The sequence below is a fragment of the Teichococcus deserti genome, from assembly GCF_001982615.1.
Taxonomy (GTDB): Bacteria; Pseudomonadota; Alphaproteobacteria; order Acetobacterales; family Acetobacteraceae; genus Pseudoroseomonas; species Pseudoroseomonas deserti.
Genome location: NZ_MLCO01000336.1, coordinates 1 through 3,624 on the forward strand (window position 1 = coordinate 1; position 3,624 = coordinate 3,624).

General features: G+C 75.4%; 5 protein-coding genes. 3 read left to right on the top strand and 2 right to left on the bottom strand.

The window, feature by feature from the left end; translation table 11 throughout:
* Window positions 1-451 (bottom strand): glutathione S-transferase N-terminal domain-containing protein (locus tag BKE38_RS26365; RefSeq protein WP_131829739.1); only part of this gene is annotated, 451 nt, incomplete at its 3' end.
* A 93-nt stretch (window positions 452-544) separates the two neighbouring features.
* On the opposite strand from BKE38_RS26365, the gene BKE38_RS26370 reads away from it, so the two are divergent.
* The 3 genes from BKE38_RS26370 (at window position 545) to BKE38_RS26380 (ending at window position 2,852) form a co-directional block, all read left to right on the top strand.
* Window positions 545-1,477 carry a ketopantoate reductase family protein gene (locus tag BKE38_RS26370; protein WP_076960177.1) on the top strand — a complete coding sequence of 311 codons (933 nt, stop codon included), beginning with the start codon at window positions 545-547 and terminating at the stop codon, window positions 1,475-1,477.
* 78 nt (window positions 1,478-1,555) lie between these two features.
* Window positions 1,556-2,002, top strand: coding sequence for a PPC domain-containing DNA-binding protein (locus BKE38_RS26375; protein WP_207553680.1), 447 nt, complete (start codon window positions 1,556-1,558; stop codon window positions 2,000-2,002).
* A 94-nt stretch (window positions 2,003-2,096) separates the two neighbouring features.
* Window positions 2,097-2,852: a hypothetical protein gene (locus BKE38_RS26380; protein WP_083747891.1), complete on the top strand. Its 756-nt coding sequence runs from the start codon at window positions 2,097-2,099 to the stop codon at window positions 2,850-2,852.
* A 3-nt stretch (window positions 2,853-2,855) separates the two neighbouring features.
* On the opposite strand, the gene BKE38_RS26385 is transcribed toward BKE38_RS26380, so the two are convergent.
* Window positions 2,856-3,624, bottom strand: a 769-nt coding sequence (locus tag BKE38_RS26385) for a hypothetical protein (RefSeq protein ID WP_474104352.1), incomplete at its 5' end; no start/stop codon positions are given.

Consider the following 3,624-nt stretch of genomic DNA (forward strand, 5'->3'; position numbering starts at 1 on the left):
CCAGCGCCGCGGCCTCGGCCTCCAGCGCGTCCAACCCCTGGCGCAGCCGGCGCTGCTGCGCGGCGATCCAATCCGGGTCCTGCTGCGCCGGCGGCCGCCGCGCCTCGAAACGGCAGAGCAGCGCCGCCTCAACCATGCCGTCGGCCAGGGCCTGCAGCCGCAGCACCGGCCAGCGCGCCACGCCCGTGGGGATCAGCCGCGGCCCCGGCCCCAATGCGTCGAGGAAGGCGCAGATCACCGCCGCATCATACAGCGGCCCGCCCGCCACCCCGATCAGCACCGGGATCTTGATCAGCGGGTTCAGCGCCGACAGCGCGTCCTGCGCCGGGCCGGCCAGCGGCACATGGGTGCCGACCTCGGCGGCGACCAGCGGCAGGTCGAGGCCGCGCTCGGCCGCCAGCACGCGGACCTTGCGGGTGAAGGGCGACAGCAGGGTGCCGTGCATTTGCATGCCCGCATCCTGGCGGGCCGGCCGGCGGATTGACAAGCCCGCGCCGGGACGGCGGAATTCGTCCCCAAGAACCCAGCGAGGCGCGTCCGGACCATGACAAGAATACTGGTGCTCGGCGCCGGCGGCATCGGCGGCTATTTCGGCGGGCGGCTGGCCCAGGCCGGGGCGGATGTCACCTTCCTGGTCCGCCCGGCGCGGCAGGCGGCGCTGGCCCAGGGCCTGACCCTGCTCAGCCCCTTCGGCGACGCCACCATCCCGGTGCGCAGCATCACCGCCGACAGCGCGCCGGAGCAATTCGACCTCGTGCTGCTGACCTGCAAGGCCTACGACCTGGAGGCGGCGATCGCCGCCGTCGCGCCCTTCCTCGACGAGGGCGGCGCCGTGCTGCCGCTGCTGAACGGCATCGCCCATATGGAGCGGCTGAACGCCGCCTTCGGCGCGGGCCGCGTGCTGGGCGGCAGCGCCCGCATCCAGGCGACGCAGACGCCGGAAGGCGCCATCCGCCAGTTCAACGACTGGCGCTTCCTGACCGTCGGCGAGCAGGATGGGCGGATGTCGGCCCGCGCCACCGGCTTCGCCGCGCTGTTCGACAAGGCGGTCGGCGCCGAATGCGAGGCGGTGCCCGATATCCTGCAGCGGCTGTGGGAGAAGCTGGTGCATCTGTCCACCGCCGCCGCCATGACCTGCCTGATGCGCGCCAATGTCGGCGAGATCCTGGCCGCCGAGGACGGCGCCGCCCTCTTCGCCGAGACCCTGCAGCAGAGCGCCGCCATCGCCGCCGCCGCCGGCCATCCGCCCAGCGATACCTTCATGGCCAGTTACGGGAAGATCTTCTCGGACCGGAGCTCGCAATACGCCACCTCCATGCTGCGCGACGTCGAGCGCGGCGGCCCGACCGAGGCCGAGCACATCATCGGCTTCATGCATCGCCGCGCCGTCGCCGCCGGCATCGCCGCTCCGGTGCTGCGGATGGCGCTGGTGCATCTGCAGGCCTATGCGGCGCGGCGGGAGGCCGGACGGCTGTAGGGCGGCAGGGCGGCCAGACCCGGCTTGCATCCGGCGCGCATCCCGGCAGGATCGCCGCGGTTGCCAGCGGAGCCGATGATGACCGAGCAGAAACGCTATATCCCGACGCCCTCGGGCTTCCTGATGGTGCTGCGCCAGGGCGACGACCTTTTCGCCCAGCTGGCGGGCTTGGCCGAGGCCGAGGCCATCCCCGCCGCCAGCCTGACCGGCTTCGGCTTCGCCGGCCAGGTCACCTTCGGCTTCTTCGACTTCGCGACCTCCCAGTACCGGCCGCGTGGCTGGCAGGATGTCGAGATCGCCAGCCTGACCGGCAGCCTGGCCTGGCGCGACGGCCAGCCGGCGCTGCATGCGCATGGCGTCGCCGCCGATGCCGAGTTCCGCTGCTTCGGCGGGCATCTGCTCGGGCTGGTGGTCGGGCGCGGCTCGCTGGAGCTGACCATCACCCTGCTGCCTAGCTGGCTGGAGCGCGCGGTCGAGCCCTCGATCGGCGCCCAGGTGCTGCAGCTGGGCACCCAGCCGGGCTGACCCGTTGCGTCACGCGAAAGTGCCGGACCGGAGGCTTGTCCGGCCGGCCGCCGCGCGGGATGCCCGTGGGGACCGCAGCCGGAGTGCCCGCTCGATGCCTGACCGCCTCGCCTTCCCCCGCCGTGCCTGGCTGGCCGCCGCCCTGCTGCCGGCGCTTCGGCCCGACCCGGCCCGCGCCGCGCCGCTGGACATTCCGCCCGCCAGCCTGCCGCGCCTGATGGAGCGCGCGCCCTCGGCCGCCGGCTTCGCCCCCGCCGGCTGGATGCTGGAGGAGCAGGCCGCCGGCGACCTGGATGGCGACGGCCGTGCCGACCTGGTGATGGTGTTCCGCGGCCAGGACCCCGCGCTGGTGGTGACGCATGACGGCCTGGGCGAGCCCCGGCTGGACACCAATCCGCGCATCCTGGCCGTGGCCTTCGCCGAGCCCGCCGGCGGCTATCGGCTGGTGCTGCAGGATGCCGCGCTGATCGGCCGCCGCGTCGACCCGGTGCTGACCGACCCCTACGAGGCGCAGGGGATCAGCGTGGCGCGCGGCAGCTTCCGGCTGCAGCTCGGCCGCTTCGCCAGCGTCGGCTCCTGGGGCGCGGAGCGCCGCACCTTCACCTTCCGCTGGCAGGATGGCGGCTTCGCGCTGATCGGCTACGACCAGTTCTCCATGCAGCGCAACAGCGGCGCGACGCAGGAGCTCAGCGTCAACTATTCCACCGGCCGCGCCAGCATCGAGACCGGCGACAACGAGAGCACGGCGACCAAGAAGCGCTGGGTCACCCTGTCGCAGCGGCCGCTGCAGGTGCTGCCGCAGATCGGCTATGGCCTCGACTTCCGCCACGGGGTGCCCGGCGTCGACTGAGCCTCAGCCGGGGGTGTAGCGCAGCAGCGGCGGCTGCAAGGTCACCACCCCCGCCACCGCCGAGCTGACCTCCAGCGCCAGGGTGCCGCCGCCGGCGGGCCAGGCGGGGGTCAGCTCCAGCGTCTCGCCCTCGATGGCCAGCGCCGTCCCGCCCAGCCGCACCCGCAGCAGGTCCGGCGCCGGCGGCCGGCCGGGCGTCGCCGGCGGCGGCGGCCCCAGCAGCTGCAGCCGCGCCGACAGGCCGGCAGCGGCGGGCAGCACGGCCTCCTCCAGCAGGGCGGCACCCCCTTCGGCGGTGGCCAGCGGCACCACCAGATCGGCCGGGCCGGCGCGCAGCAGCAGCCAGAGCGGCCCGGCCGGCAGCGCCACCGGCGCCGCCAGGGCCAGCGACCGCGCCGCCGGGGCGCCGGCGGCCAGCCGGATCGGCGTGGCCTCGGCCAGGGTCTCGCCGGGGCGGCCATTGGCCTCGCCGGCCAGCGTCGCTGCGGCGGTGGCGCCCCCCCCCAGCGCGGCGATCAGCACGAACAGGCCGGTGACCACGCGCGGCTCGGGCAGCAGCAGCCGCACCGCCCCCTGCCCACCCGCCGGAATGCGCAGCGCCGCCCCGCCGCTGGCCGCCGGCAGCTCGGGCGCGCCGGGCGCCGCTTGCCGGGCGGCGGCGCCGGGACGCCCCCCGCCGCTCTGCTCGCTCGACAGCCGCGCCTGCCGCGGCACCACCCCCGCCCGAAAGGCGAGGCCCACCTGCTCCCCCTGCCGCCCCCCCCCGGGGAAG